This is a genomic window from Klebsiella sp. BIGb0132, assembly GCF_024810075.1.
GTDB classification, from domain to species: domain Bacteria; phylum Pseudomonadota; class Gammaproteobacteria; order Enterobacterales; family Enterobacteriaceae; genus Klebsiella; species Klebsiella terrigena.
In genome coordinates this window covers 910635-934961 of record NZ_JANUDW010000002.1, presented here as the reverse complement: position 1 = coordinate 934961, position 24327 = coordinate 910635, and the positions used below count along the sequence as shown (strand labels likewise).

The 24327-nt window shown below is 59.6% G+C and carries 23 protein-coding genes and 2 pseudogenes; 14 read left to right on the top strand and 11 right to left on the bottom strand.

Annotated features, from left to right (window positions below):
• Positions 1-264: 264 nt before the first annotated feature.
• From M2416_RS11345 to M2416_RS11335, 3 genes are read right to left on the bottom strand one after another with little or no spacing between them, the layout of a single operon-like run.
• Complete coding sequence (locus tag M2416_RS11345; protein WP_259223913.1) at positions 265-1173, bottom strand: alpha/beta hydrolase; 909 nt, start codon at positions 1171-1173, stop codon at positions 265-267.
• On the bottom strand, positions 1163-2059 hold the full coding sequence (locus M2416_RS11340) for an alpha/beta fold hydrolase (RefSeq protein WP_259223912.1): 897 nt from the start codon (positions 2057-2059) through the stop codon (positions 1163-1165). The genes M2416_RS11345 and M2416_RS11340 overlap by 11 nt, the downstream gene beginning before the upstream one ends.
• A gap of 24 nt (positions 2060-2083) precedes the next feature.
• Positions 2084-3139: a sugar phosphate isomerase/epimerase family protein gene (locus M2416_RS11335; RefSeq protein WP_259223911.1), complete on the bottom strand. Its 1056-nt coding sequence runs from the start codon at positions 3137-3139 to the stop codon at positions 2084-2086.
• Positions 3140-3280: 141 nt separating this feature from the next.
• Between M2416_RS11335 and M2416_RS11330 the strand changes: the two genes are divergently transcribed.
• A complete protein-coding gene (locus M2416_RS11330) occupies positions 3281-3874 on the top strand; it encodes a TetR/AcrR family transcriptional regulator (RefSeq protein WP_259223909.1) in 594 nt (197 codons plus the stop codon).
• A gap of 648 nt (positions 3875-4522) precedes the next feature.
• Positions 4523-4729, top strand: a pseudogene (locus M2416_RS11325) (helix-turn-helix domain-containing protein); the annotation flags it as partial.
• Between the two features lie 42 nt (positions 4730-4771).
• On the opposite strand, the gene M2416_RS11320 reads toward M2416_RS11325, so the two are convergent.
• Complete coding sequence (locus M2416_RS11320) at positions 4772-5047, bottom strand: colicin immunity domain-containing protein (RefSeq protein WP_259223908.1); 276 nt, start codon at positions 5045-5047, stop codon at positions 4772-4774.
• Positions 5048-5196: 149 nt separating this feature from the next.
• A pseudogene (locus M2416_RS11315) lies at positions 5197-5550 on the bottom strand (S-type pyocin domain-containing protein); the annotation flags it as partial.
• Positions 5551-5983: 433 nt separating this feature from the next.
• On the opposite strand from M2416_RS11315, the gene cybB reads away from it, so the two are divergent.
• The 4 genes from cybB (at position 5984) to M2416_RS11295 (ending at position 8618) form a co-directional block, all read left to right on the top strand.
• Positions 5984-6511 carry a cytochrome b561 gene (gene cybB / locus M2416_RS11310; protein ID WP_045855179.1) on the top strand — a complete coding sequence of 176 codons (528 nt, stop codon included), beginning with the start codon at positions 5984-5986 and terminating at the stop codon, positions 6509-6511.
• Between the two features lie 110 nt (positions 6512-6621).
• The gene (locus M2416_RS11305; RefSeq protein WP_076948043.1) at positions 6622-7095 is read left to right on the top strand and encodes a GNAT family N-acetyltransferase; all 474 of its coding nucleotides are present in this window, start codon (positions 6622-6624) and stop codon (positions 7093-7095) included.
• A gap of 104 nt (positions 7096-7199) precedes the next feature.
• Positions 7200-7475, top strand: coding sequence for a metal/formaldehyde-sensitive transcriptional repressor (locus M2416_RS11300; RefSeq protein ID WP_041147608.1), 276 nt, complete (start codon positions 7200-7202; stop codon positions 7473-7475).
• 24 nt (positions 7476-7499) lie between these two features.
• Positions 7500-8618 carry an S-(hydroxymethyl)glutathione dehydrogenase/class III alcohol dehydrogenase gene (locus M2416_RS11295; RefSeq protein ID WP_041145321.1) on the top strand — a complete coding sequence of 373 codons (1119 nt, stop codon included), beginning with the start codon at positions 7500-7502 and terminating at the stop codon, positions 8616-8618.
• Positions 8619-8732: 114 nt separating this feature from the next.
• Here M2416_RS11295 and M2416_RS11290 read toward each other — a convergent pair whose 3' ends face one another.
• On the bottom strand, positions 8733-11105 hold the full coding sequence (locus M2416_RS11290) for a membrane-bound PQQ-dependent dehydrogenase, glucose/quinate/shikimate family (protein WP_259223903.1): 2373 nt from the start codon (positions 11103-11105) through the stop codon (positions 8733-8735).
• Between the two features lie 38 nt (positions 11106-11143).
• Here M2416_RS11290 and M2416_RS11285 point away from each other — a divergent pair, with 38 nt between their 5' ends.
• Positions 11144-11416, top strand: a complete 273-nt coding sequence (locus tag M2416_RS11285) for a hypothetical protein (RefSeq protein ID WP_259223901.1) — start codon at positions 11144-11146, stop codon at positions 11414-11416.
• A 53-nt stretch (positions 11417-11469) separates the two neighbouring features.
• Here the strand turns inward: M2416_RS11285 and M2416_RS11280 are convergent, their stop codons facing one another.
• The 3 genes from M2416_RS11280 to pcaH form a co-directional block, all read right to left on the bottom strand.
• On the bottom strand, positions 11470-12393 hold the full coding sequence (locus tag M2416_RS11280) for a LysR substrate-binding domain-containing protein (RefSeq protein ID WP_041145324.1): 924 nt from the start codon (positions 12391-12393) through the stop codon (positions 11470-11472).
• Between the two features lie 171 nt (positions 12394-12564).
• A complete protein-coding gene (gene pcaG / locus M2416_RS11275) occupies positions 12565-13185 on the bottom strand; it encodes a protocatechuate 3,4-dioxygenase subunit alpha (protein ID WP_076948046.1) in 621 nt (206 codons plus the stop codon).
• Positions 13182-13922: a protocatechuate 3,4-dioxygenase subunit beta gene (pcaH, locus tag M2416_RS11270; protein WP_259223899.1), complete on the bottom strand. Its 741-nt coding sequence runs from the start codon at positions 13920-13922 to the stop codon at positions 13182-13184. Before pcaH ends, pcaG begins: the two co-directional genes overlap by 4 nt.
• 242 nt (positions 13923-14164) lie before the next feature.
• Here pcaH and hglS point away from each other — a divergent pair, with 242 nt between their 5' ends.
• Together hglS and M2416_RS11260 are read left to right on the top strand one after the other, a co-directional pair.
• Complete coding sequence (gene hglS, locus M2416_RS11265) at positions 14165-15508, top strand: 2-oxoadipate dioxygenase/decarboxylase HglS (protein ID WP_076948048.1); 1344 nt, start codon at positions 14165-14167, stop codon at positions 15506-15508.
• A gap of 42 nt (positions 15509-15550) precedes the next feature.
• Entirely contained in the window at positions 15551-17059 is a 1509-nt protein-coding gene (locus M2416_RS11260) for a carboxylesterase/lipase family protein (protein ID WP_259223898.1), read from the top strand.
• On the opposite strand, the gene M2416_RS11255 is transcribed toward M2416_RS11260, so the two are convergent.
• Positions 16998-17894, bottom strand: coding sequence for a LysR family transcriptional regulator (locus tag M2416_RS11255; protein WP_259223897.1), 897 nt, complete (start codon positions 17892-17894; stop codon positions 16998-17000). The genes M2416_RS11260 and M2416_RS11255 overlap by 62 nt on opposite strands.
• A gap of 189 nt (positions 17895-18083) precedes the next feature.
• Here M2416_RS11255 and ycaC point away from each other — a divergent pair, with 189 nt between their 5' ends.
• The 5 genes from ycaC (at position 18084) to rimL (ending at position 23287) form a co-directional block, all read left to right on the top strand.
• Positions 18084-18707, top strand: a complete 624-nt coding sequence (ycaC, locus tag M2416_RS11250) for an isochorismate family cysteine hydrolase YcaC (RefSeq protein ID WP_041145330.1) — start codon at positions 18084-18086, stop codon at positions 18705-18707.
• A 144-nt stretch (positions 18708-18851) separates the two neighbouring features.
• Positions 18852-20021 carry a pyridoxal phosphate-dependent aminotransferase gene (locus M2416_RS11245; protein ID WP_259223895.1) on the top strand — a complete coding sequence of 390 codons (1170 nt, stop codon included), beginning with the start codon at positions 18852-18854 and terminating at the stop codon, positions 20019-20021.
• An 11-nt stretch (positions 20022-20032) separates the two neighbouring features.
• The gene (locus tag M2416_RS11240; RefSeq protein WP_076948052.1) at positions 20033-20806 is read left to right on the top strand and encodes a transporter substrate-binding domain-containing protein; all 774 of its coding nucleotides are present in this window, start codon (positions 20033-20035) and stop codon (positions 20804-20806) included.
• A gap of 189 nt (positions 20807-20995) precedes the next feature.
• Positions 20996-22651, top strand: coding sequence for a glucan biosynthesis protein D (locus M2416_RS11235; protein WP_076948053.1), 1656 nt, complete (start codon positions 20996-20998; stop codon positions 22649-22651).
• A 63-nt stretch (positions 22652-22714) separates the two neighbouring features.
• Positions 22715-23287, top strand: coding sequence for a 50S ribosomal protein L7/L12-serine acetyltransferase (gene rimL / locus M2416_RS11230; RefSeq protein ID WP_041145334.1), 573 nt, complete (start codon positions 22715-22717; stop codon positions 23285-23287).
• A gap of 1 nt (position 23288) precedes the next feature.
• Here the strand turns inward: rimL and ydcK are convergent, their stop codons facing one another.
• Positions 23289-24275 carry a YdcK family protein gene (ydcK, locus tag M2416_RS11225; RefSeq protein WP_259223890.1) on the bottom strand — a complete coding sequence of 329 codons (987 nt, stop codon included), beginning with the start codon at positions 24273-24275 and terminating at the stop codon, positions 23289-23291.
• Positions 24276-24327: the final 52 nt, after the last annotated feature.

The following is a 24327-nucleotide window of genomic DNA, read 5'->3' as shown; positions in this document are numbered from 1 at the left end:
ATGGCGATCGGCATCGTCGACGGCCCGTAATCTCCTGGTGGTAATCGTTTCGCAAGGATCTTCCGCGATCCGCTATTTTGACCGAGAGTTATCGGGCAATTCTGACGATACGCCGCGCGCAGAGGCGGCCGAATCAATCTGAGAACCTTCATCGAGCCGCTGCTGCGGGCAAGCGGCACGTCCGTGATTTTTATCACCAATAGCGGCCTGGCTGAACCGGGCCATCGTTGATAACAGGCGTCGGGGACGTGCCGTCAGGCTTGCTTAGCTGCGTGCCAGTTCAAACAGCCGACGCGCCGCCGGAGCCAACCCTGACATATGGATACAGGCGTGCACCATGCCCGGCAGTCGTTCGCCACGTACCTTCACCCCGGCCTCCTCAAGCCGAAGCGCATATCGTTCGGCCTCATCGCGCAGCGGATCGTATTCGCAGCTCAGGATGGTTGCCGGCGGCAAACCGCGCAGTGAAGCCGCGTGCAGCGGTTCGGCGTAAGGATGACGACGCTCTCCCAGATAGCTGTGCCAGCAAAACGCCATCACATCGCGCGTTAAATAGTAGCCCTCAGCAAACTCGCGATAGCTCTCGGTTGCCATATCGCGACTTAACGCCGGATACAGCAGCAGCTGATGTTCGATGCGAGGGCCGCCGCGATCCCGCGCCAGCAGCGCGGTCGCCGCTGCCAGGTTTCCGCCAGCGCTATCGCCGCCTACCGCCAGGCGGCGGCTGTCGATGCCTAAACGCTGCGCCTGCTCGTAGACCCAGCATAGCGCCTGGTAAACATCCTCTAACGGTCGTGGAAACGGATGCTCGGGCGCCAGTCGGTAATCCACGGACACGATTACCCGTCCGGTAGCATTGGCCAGCGCCTGACAGGGTCGATCGTACAGCGCCAGCGATCCCAGACACCAGCCGCCACCGTGAGCAAACAGCATCGCCGGCCGCGCGACTTCTGTGTTTGAGCCGGTTGGCGTATAGACGCGAAGGGCAATACCGTGACCATCATCAGCGGTAGCGACATAGTCTTTGTAGCCATCGCTGGTTTCCATCTCCCCCTGCAGCTGAAGCAAACCGGCTTCGCTGGCCGCGCGCATCTCGGCCAGCGTGGCGGGCGGCGGGGTGCCCGCTTGCGACGACGCGGTGAGAAAGTCGGCGATGTGCGGATCAAGCGGCATAGTGAGTTTCCTCTGACAGAAAGGGGACGATCAGCCCGATAAACGCCTCATGGCGCTCTTCGGTAATAAAATGGCCGCAGTCGGCTACCGTCTCGCCGCGCAGATCGTGGGCATTTCCGCGCAGGGTCGTCAGCGGCGCATCACCCGTTGCATATTCAGCTCCCACCGTCAGCACCGGCATCGTTAAGGCCGTTTTCGCTCGGAGCTGGTTCTGCCGAATAGTCTCCGGGATCGCTCGATAGTAATCGAAGCCCGCGCGCAGCCCGCCTGGCGCAGAATAAGCGGCGATATAAACCTCCGCGGCTACCCGATCGCGGCGATGGGACCAGCGGTTGAATATATAGCTGAGATACTGTGATTCACGGCCGTAGGTCAGGGTTTCCGGTAAATCAGCCAACTGATTGAACATGAAGTGCCAAAGAAAAATATTCTCCTCCGGCGCGACAAAAATCGACGGGGCCGGGGCCAGCCCCGGGATCACCGCTTCAGTCAGCACAAGTCGCTCAATCGCCTGCGGAAAATCGCTCGCCATGGCGTAGCCAATCCACATGCCAATATCGTGGCCCACCAGGCTGTAGCGCTGATGCCCCAGCTGCGCCATGACCGCGTGCAGCACGGTGCCAACGCTGCCGGTGTCGTAACCGCCGAGAGGCTTATCGGAATCGCCGATGCCGGGAGGATCAACTGCGATCGCCTGAAAACCGGCGTCGGCAAGCGCGCGGAGGACGTAGCGCCAGGTATACCAGGTCTGGGGCCAGCCGGGTATCAGCAGTACCGGCTGCCCTTTTCCCGCCACGACGCAGTGAATGCGCTGTCCGTTGACCTTCGGATAGACGTGCTGTGCCTCAAGATCCGCGTAGAGGATCTCGTCATATTGTTGTTCCATTAGGGGTCCTTGAAATGTTCTGGCCTAGAGAATGCCGAGTAATTTTTTGATTTGATGAGGATTTACCGGCGCGCCGGCGAAGTCGTCGAATACCTTATCGGTGATGTGAATAATGTGGCTGCGGATGAACTCCGCCCCCTCGCGGGCACCGTCCAGCGGATTCTTCAGGCAGCACTCCCACTCCAGCGTTGCCCAGCCGGCGTAATCGTACTGCGCAAGCTTTGCGAAAATGGCTTTGAAATCAACCTGACCGTCACCCAGTGAGCGGAAGCGGCCCGCGCGATCGATCCATGATTGATAGCCGCCGTAGATCCCCTGACGACCGGTGGGATTAAACTCGGCGTCTTTAACGTGGAACATGCCGATCACGTCCTTATAAATATCAATAAACTCCAGGTAGTTGAGCTGCTGTAGCACCATATGGCTAGGGTCAAAAAGCACCCGACAGCGGGGATGTTCGCCCACCCGCTGGTGGAACATTTCGAACGTCACGCCATCATGAAGATCTTCGCTGGGGTGGATTTCATAGCACAGATTAATCCCCCAATCCTCGCAGGCGTTGAGCACCGGCAGCCAGCGTCTGGCGAGCTCGTCGAAAGCGGTTTCGATAAGCCCGGACGGACGCTGCGGGAAGGGAAAGAGATAAGGCCAGGCCAGTGAGCCGGAAAACGTACCCAGTTCGCTGAGGCCAAGGCGTGAGGAGGCTTTGACGGCCATCTGCAGCTGTTGTCGGGCCCACTCGCCGCGGGCCTGCGGATTGCCGTGTACTTCTGGCGGCGCAAAACTGTCGCATAAGCTGTCGTAGGCCGGATGTACCGCCATCAGCTGGCCGAAAATATGGCTGGTCAGTTCGCTGACCACCAGGCCGTGTTCCGCCAGCATGCCGGTAATATCGTCGCAGTAGGTCTGACTTTCCGCCGCGGTGGCCACGTCGAAGAGACGCCGATCCCATGCCGGGATCTGCAATGCCTTAAAGCCGGTTTCCGCGGCCCACCGGGCAATCGCAGGTAAGCTGTTGAAGGGGGCAACCTCGTCGCTGAACTGAGCGAGGTGCAGGGATGGACCTTTGAGGGTTCTCATCGTAAACTCCTATTGTTTGTCGATTGACAAACAATAGGAGTAAAAACGGATAACCGCAAGCGAAAATTATAAATGCGTTGGTAATCTCAATGATTTAGGCGATCCTGTCGCACTCAATATCGGGCAAACTGGAGCAACGTAATGGCAGGCAGACCGCGCGAATTCGATCGTGAGCTGGCGCTTTTGAAAGCGCGCAATCTATTCTGGCGACAGGGCTATGAAGGGACGTCAATGTCGGATTTGGTGGCCGAATTGGGTATCGCCTCCGCGCGTATTTACAAGGCGTTCGGTTCAAAAGAACAGCTTTTTCGGGAAGCAATTGCGGATTATGAACAGCGGGAAGGGGGCTTCGCGGATCGCGCCTTTGCCGCCGGGAACAGCGTGCGCCAGGCAATTGAAACGCTGCTGATGGATGCTGTGCATCTGTACTGCCAGCCGGATCTGCCGCAGGGGTGTATGGTGGTCGCCTCCGCGGCCAGCGTCAGCGCGGACAATGACGACATCAAAACCTGGCTGGCCCAGCATCGTCTTCAGCGCACGCAGCAGATTATCGACCGTCTGCGGCAGGCGGTGCAAAGCGGCGAGCTGCCAGCCGCGACCGACGCTGACGGCCTGGGTGATTATTTCGCCGCCTTTTTGCACGGGCTGTCGGTTCAGGCTCGCGACGGCGTTGCGCAATCGCGGCTGCTGGCGGCGGTTAACGTGGCGCTGACCGCGCTACCGCTTGCGGGTTAATGGATTTTCGCCGGCAACGACGTGAAGCCCGCCTGCGGCAACGTTTTCTTCACGTCGCTGCGGCTTGGTAAATACCGATGGCGTGCCGGGTACGATGCGGTTAAGCAGGGCGGCTCGGCTTCTTAAGATTGGCCGACAGGTTCCAGTTGATAATGCATGAGGCTACCAGCGCGATGAACCATGCTTATTGAAGCCGCGGCAGGCAACTGCCAGATCATTGGGTTGACACAGCCCAGGTGCCGCTATTTGTTGCGCTTCGCATGCGACGGTGCACGTTGACCGTCCCGGTTACATTTCGCACGACATGCCGGTTCGATGCCGGGGCGTGATGAGGTGGCCCGCCCGGGATCCCTGTGCCAGAGCACAAGGGCGGACCTTGGTCATAGGGGGTCTACAACCGGCGCGAATTTTACCATTTAAGATATGGCCGAAATATTAAAACTCCCACCCGGTAAAGGATTTAAGATTTACCTCAGCGTTTACCTCAGTGCCGAGGGGGAGAGTGAGGTGGCGGTACCAGCAAGCAGTTGAAGCATTGCGCCGTTATCGAAAACTGGCTATGGAAAAAATGGCGATAGTGGCATTTACCTCCGATATCCTGTCTTATCCATTCGCGAGCGGCTTCCTGAAAGTTATCGAGCGCACTATCGAGAGCTGAGCGTGGAGCGAATGCGGGCAGGTTTAGCAGCTGCGAGAGAGCAGGGGAGAATCGGCGGTCGTCGGCGAATAATGATGTTGGTGTTTGTCGAGCGGGCACGCAGGATGCTGGATAATGGCGCCACCCGGCAACAGTTGGCCGAGGTGACCGGGGTAGAGGTGAAGACGATTTACAAATATTTTCCTGCGGAAAAATGATAAGCAGTGAAAGCCCCTTGACCGTAGCCGAGGGGCGGTGCCCTAATTCAACCAGAGAAGATGGAATTTTTTCAGAGTAGCTTTAACTTCTTTTCTTAATCCCTGTTCGTCGAGTTCATAATCCGCTTTATCAGAATCTGGATTAAATAATTCGGCAACCATAAATAGTTCTTCGCCACAATTTACAATATTTTTTTCCTGTTCCTTCACACCGTACAGATTTCTCCTTTCAATACATATATTTTCAGAAAACTGCAAAGCAGTAACTTTTGAAGTCAAAAAACTTTTAGCCAACTCAATTATTGCCATTTTGTTCATAAATCACCTGTTTCTAGATAAATTCTGCCATTATCAGCATCAGGATTTATTTTCCATCCTGATAACCACTCGCCATTAGCCTTAATAATGACAACATTCATAGTCGCTGGATTGAAGTAAACTGTAGAGCCCTTCTCTCGTCGGTAATTTCATTTTTTTACAGTGTTTTTATCAGCCAGGTGAGCCTCAACTACATCCCTGAATTTAGTTAACGTTTCACTGTTTTTATTTGTATCGGTGATACTAAAATCAGCAGCATGCTTGTATTTTCTATCCAGTTGTTTGCGGGTAAAACGGCCCGAATCCAGCGGATCATTCAGCATAACATAGATGGGCTCGACGCCCGTCCCGGTCGCATCGGGCTGCCAGTAGATGAAGTCCTGCAGTGGCGGAATGTCTTCGGCCGGGAACGTGGTGGTGACGATACTGTCCGCCTGTTTCACCTCTGTCCCGGTGTGTACCGGTGTCACCGGAACAGGTGTACTGTTGCCGGTATGTGACGGCGCTGCGGGTCCTACCGGTAAACGGGATACTTACACTCTTCTCGGGTTTGTGATTGAGCAAAGCATCCACGTATGATTCCCCCGCAGTAAAATGTGAATGAGCCTTAAGTAGAGGAAATAGGCTGGCTAAGAGAATTGCACAAGATGTTCATGCCTGATGATGGACAAATATCGTGATTTCACTTCGAATGATGTTCTGTGTTCAAACATAAAGCCTACCTGGAACGCGTCAATTTAATGGAGAAAACACGCCGTATTTTTAGGGGGGCATTAAAAAGACCGCATACGTCCGCTAACCGCACAACCTAACTCCTTGTATTGCCAGTCAACGCCTGATTCGTTGCGATTGTTTTTTCTAACTACGTAAAAGTTAATGAATTTTTAATAAAAGGTCGTTATGTTGTCGGCATCACAGTTTTGTTAAGGGTTTTCCATGCGCGATAAATACTCCGGCCTGCAGATAGGCATCCACTGGCTGGTATTTTTATTAGTGGTTGGCGCCTATGCCGCCATGGAGCTGCGGGGCTTTTTCCCCCGCAGCGACCGGCCGTTGATCAATATGATCCATGTCTCCTGCGGCATTTCCATCTGCGTACTGATGGTGGTGCGCCTGCTGGTGCGCCTGAAGTCGCCCGCGCCGCCGATTGTGCCGAAGCCCTCGCCGATGATGACCGGCTTCGCGCACCTCGGGCATCTGGTTATCTACCTGCTGTTTATCGCCTTGCCGATCGTCGGCATGGTCATGATGTATAACCGCGGCAACCCATGGTATGCGTTTGGCCTGACGATGCCCTATGCGGCGCAAAGTAATTTTGAGCTGGTGGACACGCTGAAGGGCGTACACAGCCTGCTGGCGAATACCGGCTACTTTGTCGTTGGCCTCCATGCGCTGGCGGCGCTGATGCATCACTATCTGTGGAAAGACAATACGCTACTGCGCATGATGCCGCGCAGACGCTAGCGCCCGTTGGCTCTCTACCTTCAGACCCCGCCTCGTGCGGGTTTTTTTTTAGCTCTTTTGCCGCAGACTGTGATACATCTGATGGCATCCACGGGAAAAGGGGAATGAAGATGAGAGTCAGACTTGCCGCGCCGGACGAAGCGCCGACGCTATGGGAGATCCGCAATCAGGCGATACGCCACGGCTGTCGTGAAAGCTATGAGGCTGAGGTTCTGCGGGCCTGGACGCCGGATATGATGCCGGAAGGCTATCGTCATGCGGTGCGCGACAACCCCTTTTACGTGATTGAAGAGGAGGGCGGGCGAACGGCCGCCACCGGCTATCTCGACCTGCGCGCCGGCAGCGTGGAGGCGATTTTTACCCGCCCGGAGTGCTTCGGTAAGGGCTACGCCGGGCTCATCGTGACGGCGATAATCGCCGAAGCGCGCCGCCGGGGGCTGACGCGGATCACGCTGGAAGCCACGCCCAACGCCGCCGGTTTCTATCTGCGCCACGGCTTTGTCGCGCTCGGTGAAAAATGGCTGCCATCAAAGCTGGCTAACGCCGATTTGCGCTGCGTGGATATGGCGCTGGAGCTGAACTGAGCCTAAAACGGCGCCGCTGTGCTACGGTTAAAGCGGCGTTTCAATTTGCCAGCTGGCGTAATTAAATATAGTATACCCCCCTATATGATATGGAGGGCGTCACCGTGCCACATTCACCTGAAGACAAAAAACGCGCGCTGAGCCGCGTGCGCCGTATTCGCGGGCAGGTCGAGGCGCTTGAGCGCGCGCTGGAGTCCGGCGAGTCCTGTATGACAATCCTCCAGCAGATCGCCTCAATTCGCGGCGCAACCAACGGTTTGATGGGGGAGATGGTGGAAATTCATCTCCAGGATGAGCTGGTAAGCGGCGAAACCACCCCCGACCAGAGAGCGATAAGAATGGCGGAAGTCGGCCATCTGCTACGATCCTACTTAAAATAAATCACGACGAAGGAAGAGACCCTTATGAAATCACGTGCAGCAGTCGCGTTTGGCCCGGGCCAGCCGCTGAAGATCGTTGAGATTGACGTCGCGCCGCCGAAAAAAGGCGAAGTGCTGGTCAAAATCACCCACACCGGCGTCTGCCATACCGATGCCTTTACCCTTTCCGGCGACGATCCGGAAGGCGTATTCCCGGCGGTGCTGGGGCATGAAGGCGGCGGTATTGTCGTTGAAGTCGGCGAAGGGGTGACCAGCCTGCAGCCGGGCGACCACGTTATTCCGCTGTACACCGCCGAGTGCGGCGAGTGCAAATTCTGTAAATCCGGCAAAACCAACCTCTGCCAGGCGGTTCGCGCCACCCAGGGCAAAGGCCTGATGCCGGATGGCACCACCCGTTTCTCCTATAACGGCGAGCCGATTTATCACTATATGGGCACCAGCACCTTCAGCGAATACACCGTGTGTGCGGAGATTTCGCTGGCGAAAGTAAACCCTCAGGCGCCGCTGGAGAAAGTCTGTCTGCTGGGCTGCGGCGTGACCACCGGGATCGGTGCCGTTCACAACACCGCGAAGGTAAAAGAGGGCGATACGGTGGCGGTATTTGGCCTCGGTGGAATCGGTCTGGCGGTGATTCAGGGCGCGGTACAGGCGAAAGCCGGGCGCATTCTGGCAGTCGATACTAATCCGGATAAGTTCACCCTCGCCAAAGAGATGGGCGCGACCGACTTTATCAATCCGCGTGATTACGAAAAGCCGGTACAGGACGTCATCGTTGAGCTTACTGACGGCGGAGTGGATTTCAGCTTTGAGTGTATCGGCAACGTCAACGTCATGCGTTCGGCGCTGGAGTGCTGCCATAAAGGCTGGGGCGAGAGCGTGATTATCGGCGTGGCCGGTGCGGGTCAGGAGATTAAAACCCGGCCGTTCCAGCTGGTAACCGGTCGCGTATGGCGCGGTTCTGCATTCGGCGGCGTGAAGGGGCGCACCCAGCTGCCGGGCATGGTTGAGGACGCGATGGCGGGCAAAATTCGCCTCGATCCGTTTATCACCCATCGCCTGCCGCTGGATCAGATCAACGAAGCGTTTGACCTGATGCACGAAGGTAAATCAATTCGTACCGTTATTCATTTCGGCGACCAGTAATCACGGCTGGCAGGCATCGCGGCCTGCTACCGTCGACGCCGAGGCGCTTCGCCTGGGCAAAAAAATACCTGCCGGTGGCTTCACGGCAGGTATGACTTTTACAGGATGCCGCGCTTACTGCTGGTCAGGCAGCGCGTAGGCGATGATATAGTCCCCGCGATCCGGCGACTGACGCGCGCCCCCCGCATTAATGATGATGTACTGCTTGCCGGTTTTCGGCGAAACGTAGGTCATCGGACCGGACTGGCTGCCGACCGGCAGACGAGATTTCCAGATTTCCTTGCCGCTGGCGGTGTCAAACGCCCGCAGGTAGAAGTCCTGGGTACCGGCGAAGAACAGCAGGCCGGACTGAGTCGAGAGCGACGCGCCGAGGGTCGGCATGCCGATGGGAATTGGCATATGCATCCGAATCCCCAGCGGGCCGGTATCCTCAACGGTGCCGACCGGCACCTGCCACACCAGCTTCCCGCTTTTCAGATCCACCGCCGACATCGTACCGAACGGCGGTTTCTGGCACGGAATGCCCAGCGGCGACAGGAAGCGTTCGCGCATTGCGCCAAACGGCGTACCTTCCATCGGCACGATACCCATCTCAATCCCGCTGGCGTCTTTTGCCACTTTGGCGCGCGGCACCATATAGTTTGCCAGGCCGAGACGCATATCGTTAACGAACATCAGGCCGTTATTCGGGTCGACCGATACGCTGCCCCAGTTCATGCCACCCAGCGAGCCCGGGTACTGCAATGAACGGTCTTCACCCGGCGGGGTGAAAATACCCTCATGGCGCATGGATTTAAAGGCAATGCGGCAGATCAGCAGGTCGACCGGCGTGGCGCCCCACATATCAGACTCTTTCAGCGTTTCGTTACCGATCATCGGCATGCCGACGGAGTAGGGCTGGGTTGGCGAGTAGCGCTCGCCCGCCACGTTGCCCTGCGGAACCGGGCGCTCCTCCACTTTGGCTACCGGCTCACCGGTTTCGCGGTTGAGCATAAAGATCATGCCCTGCTTGCTGGTCTGTACCAGCACCGGGGTGGTCCCGCCTTTGCCATCCGGCAGGTCGTACAGCAGCGGCTGCGACGGCAGGTCGAAATCCCACAGATCGTGATGGGTGGTCTTGTAGTGCCAGCGTACCCGACCGGTAGTCGCATCTACGGCGACGATCGACGAGCTGTACTTATCGTCAAGCGCGGTGCGCTCGCCGCCAAAGAAGTCCGGCGTGGCGTTGCCGGTCGGCAGATAAATCAGGTTCAGCTTCGCGTCATAAGACATGGCTGACCAGACGTTAGGCGTACCGCGCGTGTAGGTTTGGCCCTCCGGCGGCAGACCGGTCAGGCTTGGGTTACCCGGATCCCACGCCCACGCCAGCTTGCCGCTGTGGACGTCGTAGGCGCGCACCACGCCCGGAGGCTCGCCGGTGGAGAAGTTATCCGCCACGCGGCCACCGACCACCACCACGTTCCCCGCCACCAGAGGCGTCGAGGTCTGCTGGTAGTAGCCCGCTTTAATTTCACCCATCCCAACGCTCAGATCAACAACGCCGTGTTCACCAAAGGCTTCACAGAGTTTGCCGCTATCGGCGTCGATGGCGATCAGGCGCGCGTCGGTGGTCGGCAGGAACAGACGACGGGAGCAGGCGGCGGGCTGAACGTCAGCCGCCGGGGCCGATTGGGCCACACCGTCCGCGTAATAGCCGAGTCCGCGGCAGCGCTGCCAGTTCGGCGCGGTGGCTTTTGAATCGTAGCGCCATTTTTCCTTGCCGCTATCAACGTCCAGCGCCAGCACCTTGCTGTAAGGGGTGCAGACATACAGCGTATCGCCGATTTGCAGCGGGGTGTTCTGGTCTTCCGCGCCGGAGCCGTTGCTCTGCGGAATATCCCCGGTGTGGGCGACCCACGCCACCTGCAGCTGATTCACGTTGTGCTTGTTAATCTGATCCAGCGCAGCGAAGCGATCGCCGTGGGTGGTATTGCCCCAGTGCTCCCAGTTTTTCTGCTGCTCGCCGGCGGCAACCGGCTTAACCGGCACCTCTTCGCTGGCGCTCACCAGCGGCTGCGCCCTGAACATCCAGCCGAAGCTGACGACCAGCACCACGGCCAGCGCCGCGGCGAGGCCAAAGGCCGGGCCTTTGGCGGTCGCTTTAGCCGAGAAGTACGGCCAGACGAGGGCCGAAAGAAGTGCCAGCGCGCCGAAGACAAACAGGCGCGAGAACAGCGGCCAGAAGGTCCATCCGGCATCGCTGATGGCCCAAATAATGGACGCGACAAACGCCAGCGCGTACAGCAGGATGCCGCTGCGACGGTTGCGGAAGATGAGTACGGAGGCGATAACCATCGCCAGCCCCATCAGGCTGAAATAGAGGCTGCCGCCGAGCGTGGCGAGCTTTATGCCAGGAATACCGATGGCCAGACCGATTATCAGCATCAGCCCGGCGAGAAGCCACTTCAGGATCCGGGGGAATCCTCGTGGCGCGTGACCCGTTGTCATGTTGTCTCCTTAACCACCCGTTGTCAGGTGTGAACCAAATGAATCAAAAAATAAATCTGTATCTTTTGAGTGAAGCGATAAATGGCTTCATGAAAGAGGATTTTTTGCTAATTTTGATTTCATGTGAACCATATGGTGAAATCGTGGCAATGATAAATCTGTTACCGAAGTTTGCGCAATTGTTAATAAATAATTTCGCACTAATTGATTACGCTGCTAAGCAAGCGGCGATATCCGCGCTCGGGCGCCGCCGGGCCTGGCGGGAGTCAAACCGGGAGCGGCCGGGAGGCTACGGATGCCGGAAGGGGTAACAGGTTTGCCCGGAAGAGGCGCCGGGAGGCGGCGCTCCGTCCGGAATTGAGGCTCAGGCGGGCATCGATTTTCGAATCGCGCTGAGCAGGGTCTGCGCGCCGGAGGTGAGGGTGGCATCAACCCGGGTCAGAATACCGATCGGTTCCCCGGCGCCCTGGGTCGGTACCGGCAGCGAGCTGAGCAGGCCGCGCCGCAGATCGTCCTTCACCGCCCCGGAGGGGACGAACCAGATATAGTCGTAATCGACGGTCAGCTGGCGCGATAGCGAAGCCGAGAGCGTTTCTATGCAGCCCGCGGGAATTTTACAGCCCTGGCTTTGCAGCAGCGTTTCGGCATTCTGGCGGGGGATGGTCCCCTTCGGTGAAACGACAACCGGCCAGTCCATCACCCGACTGAGGGTTACCGTCTCCTGCAGCAGCGGGTGGCCGGGGCGAACCACCAGCTTCAGGGACTCCAGAAACAGCAGCTCATAGTTGAGGCCGCTCATCAGCTCCGGGTCGGACATGCGCCCGATGCCGATATCAATCTCCCCCGATTTCAGACCCGCCAGCAGCATGGTGTTATTCATGGTGGCGACCTGCAGAGTGATATCTTTCTGCTGCTGGTGAAACTGGCCGATTACCGTCGGCAGAATGCCGAGCGCGGCGGTCGGCAGCGCGCCGATGCGCACCACGTCGGGGTTCATCCCCTCTTTGCGGTTGAGCGCCTGACCCGCGGTGTTGAGCGCGTCGAGAACCTTCACCGCGTGGGTGAGAAACTGCTCCCCAACCAGCGTCAGCTGCGCGCCCAGCCGTCCGCGCTCAAAAAGCCGCGTTCCGGTCAGCTGCTCCAGCTCGTTGAGCGTTTTTGATAAAGCGGGTTGGCTAAGATTAAGTGTTTCAGCCGCGCGCCCCAGCGTTCCCTGTTGAGCGACGGCCACGAAGGTGTGTAGATGGCGCAAGCGAATGCGCTGACTAAAGAGAGCGTTTTTTTCCATAATTGATACTAAAAACAGAGCGGTATGAGTGACAAGCGATATTGTTTAAATCTGATAACCCAATGGCAAAATATTATTAACATTTAATCTTGTTATATTACAAATAATTTTACCTGACGCCAAAAAGCCGATGCCCCGTGCTGAACCGGGGCATGCGGGAGCGTAATGGTCTCAAAGATCGAAAAAGACGGTTTCGTTCTCGCCCTGCAGATGAATATCGAACCGATAGACAATTTCGCCGCCGCGTACCTCGCGCCGGGCAATCAGCGTCTGACGGCGAACCTCCCACTCGATCAGATTGAGCACCGGATCGGCCCGGTTGGCCTCTTCTTCGTCGGCAAAGTACATCCGCGTATTCAGGCCAATGTTAATCCCTCGCGCCACCACCCACAGGTTGACGTGCGGCGCCATCATCCGGCCGTCGCGGCCGACAACCGCGCCCGGCTTGATGGTTTCAAAGCGCCAGATCCCGGTGTCGAAGTCGGAGCAGCTGCGGCCCCAGCCGCGAAACGCCGGGTCGCGCCGTTTGCCGGCCTGCCGGTCGTCGGGGTGCGCGTAGCGCCCGGCGGCGTTGGCCTGCCAGATCTCCAGCAGCACGTCGCGCACCGGCGTGCCGGAGCCGTCAATAACCCGTCCCTCAATGGTAATACGCTCGCCTTCGGTATCCGCAGCGGTGAGCTGCGGGCCAAAGTTATTCTCGAAAATGTGGAAGCCTGCGGCATCCGGCGCCAGCCCGATGTGGACGTAGGGGCCGGCGGTTTGCGAGGCGGTTTCGGGTAAATAGTCTTTCATCGGGCGGCCCCCTGAGTGCGGTTTTCAAACAGCGTCGCGCGGTGGCCGCGCAGCACCAGGTCAAAGCGGTACGCCAGGCAGTCCAGCGGCACGGCGGCATGGGTATCCAGTTCGGCAATCAAGGTGCGCACGGCATCGTCGTTATTGATGGTTTTGACGATCGGGCACTGCTTAATCAGCGGGTCGCCTTCAAAATACATCTGGGTGATCAGGCGCTGCGCCCACGCGTCCCCGGAGAGGGAAAAGTGAATATGCGCCGGACGCCAGTCGCTGACCTGATTGCGCCACGGGTAGGGCCCCGGCTTGATGGTGCGAAAACAGTAGTAGCCGTTTTCATCGGTCAGTACCCGGCCACAGCCGCCAAAGTTAGGGTCAATGGGCGCCAGATAGCTATCCTTTTTATGCCGGTAGCGGCCGCCGGCGTTGGCCTGCCAGACCTCCACCAGGGTGTTCTTCATCGGCCGACCAAAGCCGTCGCGAACGTAGCCGTGGACGATGATACGCTCGCCGATCGGCAGACCTTCTTTGGCGTAGTTAAGGATAAGGTCGTTATCCAGCGGCCCGAGGTCATCGTGGCTGAACACCGGGCCGGTAATTTCAGAAAGCGAGTTCTGCAGGGAGATCAGCGCATTGCGCGGCGAGCGCAGCACGCTGGTTTTGTAGCCAGGAGCGTAAGCGGGAGGATGGCTGCTGTAGTCGCGATGAACCACCTCGCGCGGGGACCATTTATCGTTCATAGGGTACGTACTCCGTTTTATTCGGTACAGGGCTTGTTGTTTTAATGTCGCCAGAAACAGTGTGTGTAAATGTTTTGTTAATTTAAAGTGAAATTAAAGGGTCTATTCCATAACTCAGGGTTATGTCCCGCGCGGGGCAAAGGGCAGGGGCAGGTTACCCGCATCACAGTTTGTAAATTCTTCCTGCTGGCGTGGGAGGCCTTCTCTACACTCCAGGAAGTATTCACTGGAGGTAAGACATCATGGCGAACACCATCACGGCTGATGAGATTCGGGAACAATTTTCACAGGCTATGTCGGCGATGTATCAGCAGGAAGTTCCGCAGTACGGGACGCTCCTCGAGCTGGTCGCGGACGTCAATCTGGCGGTGCTGGAGAACAACCCCAGGCTGCATGAGCAGTTGGCGAACGCCGATGAGCTGGCCCGGCTGAACGTTGAGCGCCACGGCGCGATCCGCGTCGGCACCGCCGAAGAGCTGGCGACGCTGCGCCGCATGTTTGCCATCATGGGGATGTTCCCCGTGAGCTATTACGATCTCTCCCAGGCCGGGGTGCCGGTCCACTCCACCGCCTTTCGTCCCGTTGACGACGCCGCCCTGGCGCGCAATCCGTTCCGTATCTTCACCTCGCTGCTGCGCCTCGAGCTGATCGCCAGCGACGAACTGCGTCAGCGGGCGGCGCAGATTCTGGCTAAGCGCGATATTTTTACCCCGCGCTGTCGGGAGCTGATTGCGCAGTACGAAGAGCGCGGCGCCTTCACGCCCGCTGAAGCGCGGGAGTTCGTGCGCGAGGCGCTGGAGACCTTCCGCTGGCACAGCCACGCTACGGTAGATGATGAAACCTATCACGCCCTGCAGAACGAGCACCGGCTGATTGCCGACGTGGTCTGCTTCCCGGGCTGCCATATCAATCACCTGACGCCGCGCACGCTGGATATCGACCGGGTTCAGGCCCTGATGCCGGAGTGCGGCATCGTGCCGAAGGCGCTGATTGAAGGCCCGCCGCGCCGGGAGGTGCCGATCCTGCTGCGCCAGACCAGCTTTAAGGCGCTGGAGGAGCCGGTGATCTTCGCCGGGGAGCATAAAGGCACCCACAGCGCGCGTTTCGGCGAAATCGAGCAGCGCGGGATCGCGCTGACGCCGAAGGGGCGGGCGCTGTACGATCGCCTGCTCAACGAGGCCGGAGTGGGTAAAGACAACCTCCATCATCAGCGCCACCTGCAGGATGTGTTCAGCCAGTTTCCGGACAGTGAGTTTCTGCTGCGCCAGCAGGGGCTGGCGTGGTTCCGCTATCGGCTGACGCCGGCGGGAGAAGCCCATCGCCAGGCTTTCGGCCCCGGCGACGATCCGCAGCCGCTGATCGAGCGCGGCTGGCTGATTGCCCAACCGATTATTTACGAAGACTTTTTGCCGGTGAGCGCGGCGGGGATTTTCCAGTCTAATTTGGGTAACGAAACGCAGGCCCGCAGCCACGGCAACGCCAGCCGCGACGCCTTCGAAACGGCCCTCGGCTGCCCGGTGCTCGACGAGTTTGCGCTCTATCAGCAGGCGGAGGAACGCAGTAAACGGCGTTGCGGTCTGCTCTGAAACCGGTACTCTGCTGGCATAAACCGTAAAAGGAAGCAGGTCATGCAGAATCCGTCTACGCCGCTGGTGAAAACCCGCCAGGGCACGTTATCCGGGATCGCCGAGCAGGGGATCCACATCTGGCGCGGCATCCCCTTCGCCGCGCCGCCGGTTGGCGAACTGCGCTGGCGCGCCCCGCGCCCGCCGGCGCGCTGGCAGGGCGTCCGCCGGGCAGACGCCTTCTCCGCCGCCAGCTGGCAGGACATTGAGTACTGCCGCGAGCTGGGGGGCGGCGATCCCGGGCGCTTCTCGGAAGACTGCCTCTATCTCAACGTCTGGGCACCTGCCGCCCGCACCCAGCCGCTGCCGGTGATGGTCTGGCTGCACGGCGGCGGCTTTACCATCGGCGCCGGCAGCCTGCCGCCGTACGATGGGCAGGGGCTGGCGGGCCGGGACATCGTGGTGGTGACGGTGAACTACCGGCTGGGGCATCTCGGCTTCTTCGCGCACCCGGCGCTGGAGGGCGAGGAGGGCGAGCGGATATATAACTTCGCGCTGCTCGATCAAATTGCCGCCCTGCAGTGGGTGCAGGAGAACATTCACGCCTTCGGCGGGGATGCGGCAAACGTCACCCTGTTTGGCGAATCGGCCGGCGCGCGCAGCGTGCTGTCGCTGATGGCCTCGCCGAAGGCCAAAGGACTATTCCATAAAGCGATCGTCCAAAGCGGCTATACGCTGCCGGACCTTCCGCGCGCCAGGGCGCTGGAGAAAGGGCGGCTGCTGGCGGCGCATTTTTCGCTGCCGGACGCCAGCGCCGAGCAGCTGCGGGCGATCCCCGCCGACGCTTTCTGGGCGCTGACCGCGCCGCTGAGCGTTGGCCCGGCGCCCATCGTCGGCGACGCGGTGCTGCCGCAGCCGATGCTGGAGACCTTCTTCGCCGGCCGTCAGCATCCCATGCCGGTGATGATCGGCTCGAACAGCGACGAGGCCAGCGTAATGGCGGTCTTCGGCGTTGATATCGCCGGGCAGATCCAGAAGCTGCGCCGCGAGCGGCGCTTCGGTCTCGGCCTGATTAAGCTGCTCTATCCCGGCGTGAAGGGCGACGCGGCGCTCGGCCGCGAAGTGTGCCGGGACATGGCGTTCACCACCCTTGGCTACGTGGTGATGCAGGCCCAGCAGCGGGTCGGACAGCCCTGCTGGCGCTACTGGTTCGACTACGTTCCGCAGGCTGCGGATGAGGCCTATCCGCACGGCGCGTGGCACGGGGACGAGGTTCCCTACGTCTTTGATACCCTCGCGCTCGCCGAGCCGGTGCGCGGCTACGCCGATGAGGGCGATAAAGCCTTTGCCGGGCAGATAGCCGACTACTGGGCCAGCTTCGCCCGCCTCGCAGGCAGCGGCTGCAGCGAGCTGCCGGGTCCGGTGCGCTGGCTGGCCTGCCGGCGCGGTCGCGATCGGCTGCTGCGTATCGGGCTGCATAAACGGGTGGGGTTTAAGCTGGAGAACCGCTTTATGCGCGCGCGGCTGGCGCTGTTCCGCCGGGTGATGCGCCATCACGTGACGCTGGATTAACCAGCTCCTCGCGAAACCGCGCCAGGCCATCGGCTTTGCTCTGCGATGCCCGCACCAGCAGGCGGTAGCTGGCGCCGGTTTTCACGCTCAGGGCGAAAGGGCGCACCAGGCGGCCAACCCGCAGGTCTTCCGCCACCAGCGTCGCATCGGCGATGGCGATCCCCAGCCCCTGCATGGCGGCGGTGATCGCCAGATCCATGGTATCGAAGTGCTGGTTTTTGCGCATCGCCAGCGGCGCATCGGGGGAGAAGTGCGTCAGCCACAGCGACCAGTCGGTTTTATCCCGCGTCGGATGTAAAAACGTCGCGCCGTCGAGGCGGGCGTCGCAGGGCGTGCTGCCGCTGATGACCGGCGTCAGCGCCTCTTCGAACAGCAGATCGCCGGCGCTGTGATGGGTGCCGAAAACGATCGCCGCGTCGTAGGGCTCGGTTTTGAAGTTAACGCTGTGTTCGGTGGTGGTGGTCAGGGCTATCTGCAGCTCCGGGTGGCGCTGCTCTATCGCCACCAGCTTTGGCACCAGCCAGCGGATGGCGCAGGTTGGCGCCTTCAGGCGCACCACCGTTTGCTGCTGACGCGCCTGCTCGGCGACGGTGACCAGGCGGCCAAACGCCGACTGAAGCTCCGGATAGAGGGCGCTGCCCTGGGGCGACAGGCGCAGCCCGCGCGCGTGGCGTTCAAAAAGGGGGAAACCGAACCAGCCCTCCAGCGCGGCAATCTGGCGGCTCACCGCGCCCTGGGTCAGACACAGCTCGCGCGCGGCGTGGGTCAGGTTGAGGTGTCTGGCGGTCACCAGAAAGGTCTCGACGGTATTAAAAGGCAGGGCGCTCCGCGACATGTCGTCTCCAGCTATGCATTTTGATCATAGGCAGTATGCCACGCTTCGTTCCGGGAATGGGACAATGCGTTGCACTTTCACCGACTAATCAGCGGCCCGCGCTTAAACTATTATCAGCCCTATTGCAAAAACAGCTGCCGGAGCGCCCGTTCCGGTGGGATCACCCGTTGTTGATATGAGGAAAAGGTCATGGCTAAACCGTACGTTCGTCTGGATAAGAGTGATGCAGCCGTGCTGCTGGTCGATCATCAGGCCGGGCTGCTGTCGCTGGTACGCGATATCGACCCCGATAAATTCAAGAACAACGTCCTTGCCCTTGGCGATATGGCTAAGTACTTCGGCCTGCCAACCATCCTGACTACCAGCTTTGAAAATGGCCCCAACGGCCCGCTGGTACCCGAGCTGAAGGCGCAGTTCCCGGATGCGCCCTATATCGCCCGACCGGGGAACATTAACGCCTGGGATAACGAAGATTTCGTTAAGGCGGTAAAGGCGACCGGCAAGAAGCAGCTGATTATCGCCGGGGTAGTCACCGAGGTGTGCGTGGCGTTTCCGGCGCTGTCGGCCATCGAAGAGGGGTTCGATGTCTTCGTGATAACCGACGCCTCGGGGACCTTTAACCCGATTACCCGCGATGCGGCATGGGATCGGATGTCGCAGGCCGGCGTGCAGCTGATGTCGTGGTTTGGCGCAGCCTGTGAGCTGCATCGCGACTGGAGAAATGATGTTGAAGGGCTGGGGACGCTGTTTTCGAACCACATCCCGGACTATCGCAATCTGATGACCAGCTTTAACACCTTAACCAGCAAGTAATTCCTGCCGCGGCCGGCCTGCGGCTGGCCCTCTTTTTCCCTCAGCCATGATCGGCGATCATGGCTACTATGACAACAATTCGTTTGTCGCCGCCGGTCCCTTTAGATTGAATGGTTATGCAAATATAATGAGAAAGGATTAACCATGCGCCTCACTTCTCCGCTGACCACCCGCTCCAAACTACCCGATGTCGGCACGACCATTTTTAGCGTCATCGGCCAGCTCTCCGCGCAGCATAATGCGATCAACCTTTCTCAGGGCGCGCCCAATTTTGCCTGTGATACCCGGCTGGTTGAGGGGGTGACGCGGGCGATGGCCGAAGGGCATAACCAGTATGCGCCGATGACCGGGCTGCGCGTGCTGAAAGAGCGTATCGCCGAGAAAATCGCCGCGCTCTACGGCACCCGCTACGACGTTGACGACGAAGTGCTGATTACCGCCAGCGCCAGCCAGGGGCTTTACTCCGCCATCGGCGGGCTGGTGCATCCCGGCGATGAGGTTATCTATTTCGAACCGGCGTTCGACAGCTACGGGCCGATCGTACGCCTGCAGGGCGCCACGCCGGTGGCGATCAAGCTGACGGTGCCCGACTTTGCCATCAACTGGGACGAAGTCGCCGCCGCCATCACGCCGCGGACGCGGATGATCGTTATCAATACGCCGCACAATCCCAGCGGCCAGGTGCTCTCCGCCGACGATTTAGCCCGCCTGGCGGCGCTGACCCGCAATACCGATATCGTTATTTTGTCGGACGAGGTGTATGAGCACGTGGTCTTCGACGGGGCGCAGCACCACGGGATGGCCACCCATCCGCAGCTGGCAGAGCGCAGCGTGATCGTCTCTTCCTTCGGTAAAACCTACCACGTGACCGGCTGGCGGGTAGGTTACTGCGTTGCGCCGGCGGCGCTGATGGAGGAAATCTGCAAGGTGCATCAGTTTCTGATGTTTTCGGCCGATACGCCAATGCAGTACGCGTTTGCTGAGCAGATGACCGACCCGCAATCCTGGCTGGGACTGGCGCCTTTTTATCAGCAAAAGCGCGATCTGCTGCGCCAGCAGCTGGCGGACTCGCCGTTCCGCCTGTTGCCGAGCGCCGGCTCCTTCTTCATGCTGGCGGACTACAGCCATTTCAGCGACGAAAGCGACAGCGAAATGGTGAAGAGGCTGATCGTCGACTACGGCGTCGCCACTATTCCACTGTCGGCGTTTTACGCGGATGGTACTGATAACAAACTGATACGTCTCTCTTTTGCTAAAGATGAAGCCACGTTACGGGCCGGCGCGCAGGCGCTGTGTCACGTTAAGCCGCGTTGAGGAGCCACACGATGAAAATAAAAGCCCTTACCCTCGCTTTGGGGATGATTTGCACCTTCTCTTCGCTCGCCGCCAGCGAATTACGCTACGGCGTGGAAGCGGAATACCCGCCGTTCGAAAGCCGTAATTCGGCCGGGGAGCTCGAAGGCTTCGATATCGATCTGGGGATGGCGATTTGCCAGGCCGCTCAGCTCAAGTGCAGCTGGGTGGAGACCTCGTTTGATGCGCTGATCCCGGGGCTGGTGGCGAAGAAATTCGACGCCATTAACTCGGCGATGAACATTACCGAGCAGCGGCGCAAGAGCATCGACTTTACCCAGCCTATCTACCGCATCCCGTCGCAGCTGGTCGGTAAAGCCGACAGCGGTATGCAGGCGACCCCGGAAGGGCTGAAGGGGAAAACCATCGGCGTGCTGCAGGGCTCAATTCAGGAGACCTACGCCAAAGAGCACTGGGAGAAGCACGGCGTCAGCGTGGTCTCCTATAAAGATCAGAATATGGCGTGGGCCGACCTGCTCAACGGGCGGATCGACGCTTCGCTGGTGATGTCCGCCGCCGGGCAGGCCGGTTTCCTCAGCAAGCCGCAGGGGAAAGGCTTTGGCTTTATCGGCAAGCCGGTGGCTGACGATACCATCCTCGGCAGCGGGATTGGCTACGGCCTGCGCAAGGGCGATGAGGCGACGAAAAAGCAGCTTGATGCGGCGATTGATAAAGTGCGCGCCGACGGCACCATCACCCGGCTGGCGGCGAAATACTTCCCGGGCATCGACGTTAGCGTCAAATAATGCGTCATTCTCCGCCGGTTTCTCCGGCGGGGAATTCGGTCTGGTCCGGTGGACATATTTTTTTCACGCTTTTTCTGTCGCCAACAATTGGATTATTAATCGTTTTTGTCTAGAGTGAGCGAAATTCACGACGCATCTGTTTGTCGCGTTGCCTCCCAATTGGCACAACAGAAGGACGCTTTCTCAGGCATGAACCGCAGACGTTTTCTTAAATCTTCCATGGCAGTTGCCGCCGTATGCGGAACGTCAGGAGTCGCCTCTCTTTTCTCAAAAGCCGCGCTTGCTGAAGAATCAGGCATTGCCGATGGGCTGACGCGCCGCTTTGACTTCTCCGTGTTACAAGGGATGGCCCACGATCTCTCCCGTCAGCCCTGGGGCGGCGCTCCGCGCGACCTGCCGCCGACGCTGGCGAATCTGACCCCGCAGGCCTATAACAGCATCCAGTACGATGCCGGGCACTCGCTGTGGAACAATATCGAAGATCGCAAGCTGGACATCCAGTTCTTCCACGTCGGCATGGGCTTTCGTCGCCGGGTGCGCATGTTCTCGCTGGATACGCAGAGCCACCAGGCGCGTGAAATTCACTTCCGTCCGGAGCTGTTTAACTACAACGATGCCGGCGTAGACACCAAACAGCTGGTCGGGCAGACCGACCTCGGCTTCGCCGGGTTCCGCGCCTTCAAAGCGCCGGAGCTGGCGCGTCGCGATATCGTGGCGTTCCTCGGCGCGAGCTACTTCCGCGCGGTGGACAGCACTTACCAGTACGGGCTCTCCGCCCGCGGCCTGGCGGTGGATACCTTTACCGACACGCCGGAAGAGTTCCCGGACTTTACCTCGTTCTGGTTTGAAACCGTCAAGCCGGGCGCCACCGTCTTTACCGTCTACGCGCTGCTCGACAGCCCGAGCGTGACCGGCGCCTACAAGTTTGTCATCAACTGCCAGGAGACGCAGGTGATCATGGATGTGGAGAACCACATCTACGCCCGCAAGGATATCAAGCAGCTCGGCATCGCGCCGATGACCAGCATGTTCAGCTGCGGCAACAACGAGCGGCGGACCTGCGATACCATCCACCCGCAAATTCACGACTCCGATCGTCTCGCCATGTGGCGCGGCAACGGCGAGTGGGTGTGTCGTCCGCTGAATAACCCGCAGAAGCTGCAGTTCAACGCCTTCCAGGATAAAAACCCGCGCGGGTTTGGCCTGCTGCAGCTCGACCGCGATTTCTCGCACTATCAGGACATTATGGGCTGGTACAACAAGCGCCCAAGCCTGTGGGTCGAGCCGCGTAACCAGTGGGGCAAGGGCGCGGTCAGCCTGATGGAGATCCCAACCACCGGCGAGACGCTGGATAATATCGTCTGCTTCTGGCAGCCGGAAAAGGCGATCAAGGCGGGGGATGAGCTGGACTTCAGCTACCGCCTCTACTGGAGCGCGCAGCCGCCGGTCCGTTCACCGCTGGCCCGCGTGCTGGCAACCCGCACCGGTATGGGCGGCTTCCCGGAAGGCTGGGCGCCTGGCGAGCACTATCCGGACAAGTGGGCCCGCCGCTTTGCGATTGATTTTGTCGGCGGCGACCTGAAGGCCGCGGCGCCGAGAGGCATCGAGCCGGTGATCACCCTCTCCAGCGGTGAGGCGAAGCAGGTAGAGATCCTCTACGTTGAACCCTTTGACGGCTACCGGATCCTCTTTGACTGGTACCCGACTAACGACTCCACCGACCCGGTAGAGATGCGCATGTTCCTGCGCTGCCAGGGCGATGCGATCAGCGAAACCTGGCTGTATCAGTATTTCCCACCGGCCGCGGACGAGCGTCGTTACGTCGATGACCGGGTGATGAAGTAACCGCCCGGCAGGCCGACCTGGACGAATGCGCCCGGGTCGGCCTGCGCGTAGTGAGAGAGTGCTATGACCACAGAAAATACCCCCGCAGCGGAAGAGATCGTCGTTAACGACGGGCTGGTGCTGCGCGCCGTTGATGAACGCTACGTCACCGTCCTGCACCGGCTGGTGGAAAAAAACCAGCGCTGGCTGCAGAACTCCCTGAGCTGGCCGGCGGCGGTGAGCGGCGAAGATGAAACCCGACGCCACGTGCAGGGCAACGTCATGCTCCATCAGCGCGGCTACGCCAAAATGTTCCTGCTGTTCCTGCAGGATGAAATGGTTGGCGTCCTGTCGTTTAACCAGATTGAACCAATCAACAAAACGGCCTATATCGGCTACTGGATTGACGAAAGCCACCAGGGCCAGGGGCTGCTCTCGCAGGCGCTGCAGGCCTTTATCGACCACTACGCGCGCAGCGGTATCGTTCGCCGCTTTGTGATTAAGTGCCGGGTTGCCAACCACAAAAGTAACCAGGTGGCGCTGCGCAATGGCTTTACCCTCGAAGGCTGCCTGCAGCAGGCGGAGTATCTCAACGGCGCCTATGACGACCAGAATATCTACGGGCGGATTATCGACTATCGCGCCGGCGAGGAGTGATTCACGGTGACAGGAAGCCGGCCAGCGGCGTGCGGGTAATATGCTCGTCGCCGTTGATAAGCTTGCGGCCTCGCAGGTGAATGGCCTCCCCGTTAAGGGCTTCAATCAGCGCGTTATCGGTTATTTCCACCTGATGTTCGATCACCAGGTCGCCGCTGATGCGGGCGTGGCCCTGAATCAGCACCTCGTCATCCAGCAGAATGGGGCCGCCGCAGAGCCGGGCGTGACCGCCGACCATCACCCGATGTTTAAGCAGGCAGTTGCCCTCAACCACGGCATTTTCCGCGACCTGAGAGCTGTAGCGCAGGGTCGGGATGGCATCCTCTTCGCGCCCGGCGATCAGCCGCGCGTGGTCATATACCCGCGCATTATCGCAAACCCAGACGTCGTTAATCTCGTTGCCCTCCAGCCGGGCGTGGTCAAAAATCTCCGCCCGATGCTCAACGAAGGCCCGCTCGACAAAGGCGTCGCCGTAGATTTGCGCCTGATGGACGATCCGCGAGGCGCTGACCGTAGCCCGCTGGTAAATTTGCAGGATTTTGTCGCCGTCGTCGGTAAGACCCTGGGCGGCGATAATCAGGCAGCGGGGGAGGATCCGCGCCTCGTCGGCCAGCCGGCAGCGGCCGCGCACCTGTGAATCGGTAACGGTGACGTTGTCACTAATATGGGCGTGGTGGCTGACGTCGGCGCGCTCCAGCCGGGCGTTGCCGCCGATAATCGCCTGATGGCTGACGGTGCAGGCGCCGCTGAGCCGCGCGTTGCCTTCAACCCGCGCCCCGGCGAAAACGGCGCTGTTGGCATCGTCAATCCAGCACTCACCCTCCTGGCTCAGGGCGGCCTCGTCGTCCAGCCAGCCGCCTTCGCTGCCCGCTTTGACGTCGGCGAAATCACGTAAGGCCACAATTTGCCGCAGATTTACGCTATGTTTAACCCCGTCCTCCTGATAGTGAAACTGGCGAACCTGCGCGCCCAGGCAATATTTGTTCATCTGCGGCTCCCTTTACTTTTGGTTAACATAAACATAGCAAAAATCTCCGTAG